Raw genomic sequence first — 1,396 nt, 5'->3', positions numbered from 1 at the left:
GCATCGCGGTGATCCTGGCCTTCATCGGTGTCAAGCTCGTCCTGCACGCGCTGCACGACAACGAGCTGCCGTTCCTGAACGGCGGCCACCACATCGAGTGGGCACCGGAGATCAACACGTGGGTGTCCCTGCTCGTGATCGTCGCCGCGATGGCCGTGTCGATGCTGGCGAGCCTCGTGCGCATGCGCGGCGAGACCCCCGCGACCGACGACGGCGCAGCCGAGATCGACCAGGACCGAGCCGACCAGGACCCCGCCCGGACCTCCGACTGAAAACCCGTTTGAACGATCCGCTCCGCTCCCTCGTTGTCTGGGTATGGCACTCCGCAAACGCACCAAGGTCATCATCGGGATCTCCGCCGGCGTCGTCGTCGTGGCGGCAGCAGCCGTCATCGCCGGCCCGGTCATCTACGCGAACACCGTCAACGGCCAGGCCGCGGCAGCACCCTCGCTGTCGGCGTCCTCGTCCGGCACCCTCGACGCGAAGGACGCCGACGGCACCTGGACCAGCAAGAGCAGCTCGTACGCCGGGTACCGGGTGCACGAGGTCCTGCAGGGGAATGATGTGAACGTGGTCGGTCGCACGAAGGACGTCAAGGGCACTGCCGTCGTCGACGGCGGCTCGCTCACCAAGGCGTCCGTCACCGTGCAGGTCGGCAAGATCAGCACCCCCGAAGCCGCACGCGACGAGTACTTCCGCTCCACGGCACTGCAGACCGACAAGTACCCGACGGCGACGTTCGAGCTCACCAAGCCCGTCGACGTCACGAAGGCGCTCGACGGCTCCACGCAGGCCGTCACCCTGACCGGCACGATGGAGCTGCACGGCGTCGAGAAGCCGGTCACGGCCGACGCGCAGGTCGCGGTCGGCAAGGGCGGCACCGTCCAGGTCGCCGGCACCGTGCCGATCACCTTCGCCGACTACGGCGTGAAGGCCCCCTCGCTCGGCTTCGTCACCGTGGACGGGAAGGGCTCCGTCGAGTTCTCCCTCGACCTCGGGAAGTGACCGTGACGAGCCGTTCCGCGGACGAGTTGCTCGCGACGCTGTACCGCGAGCACGGTGACGCGCTCACGCGGTACGTCCGGCACCTCACGCGGGACGGCTCGACGGTCGAGGACGTCGTGCAGGAGGCGATGGTCCGCGCCTGGCAGCGCCCGGCCGTGCTCGAACGGGCACCCGACAGCGCACGGGCGTGGTTGTTCACGGTGGCGCGCAACCTGGTCGTGGACGAGGCGCGGTCCGCACACAACCGGCGCGAGCACGGCACCGAACACCAGGTGGAACGGATCGAGTCGGACAGCACGGACGCCGTGCTGGACCGGATCGTGGTCGCCGACGCACTCGCGTCGCTGACCCCGGACCACCGCCGCGTGGTGGTCGACGCGTACTGGCTCGG

At 69.4% G+C, this 1,396-nt stretch carries 2 protein-coding genes and 1 pseudogene; all 3 read left to right on the top strand.

Translation table 11 applies throughout. From position 1 onward, the window contains the following. Window positions 1-272, top strand: a pseudogene (locus BACI9J_RS23630) (TerC family protein); the annotation flags it as partial. A gap of 43 nt (window positions 273-315) precedes the next feature. Then, complete coding sequence (locus BACI9J_RS23625; protein WP_159145890.1) at window positions 316-1,005, top strand: YceI family protein; 690 nt, start codon at window positions 316-318, stop codon at window positions 1,003-1,005. Further along, on the top strand, window positions 1,002-1,396 hold a 395-nt coding region (locus BACI9J_RS23620; RefSeq protein ID WP_159736743.1), incomplete at its 3' end, for a sigma-70 family RNA polymerase sigma factor. The genes BACI9J_RS23625 and BACI9J_RS23620, both read left to right, overlap by 4 nt.

The organism is Arthrobacter sp. 9V (assembly GCF_902506065.1).
In the GTDB taxonomy this organism is placed as follows: domain Bacteria; phylum Actinomycetota; class Actinomycetes; order Actinomycetales; family Micrococcaceae; genus Arthrobacter.
The sequence above is the reverse complement of the archived record's forward strand: the minus strand, read 5'-3'. Positions and strand labels throughout refer to the sequence as shown.

Coding starts and splice junctions, on each gene's coding strand:
- BACI9J_RS23625 (WP_159145890.1), top strand. CDS start 316: ATGGCACTCCGCAAACGCACCAAGGTCATCATCGGGATCTCCGCCGGC.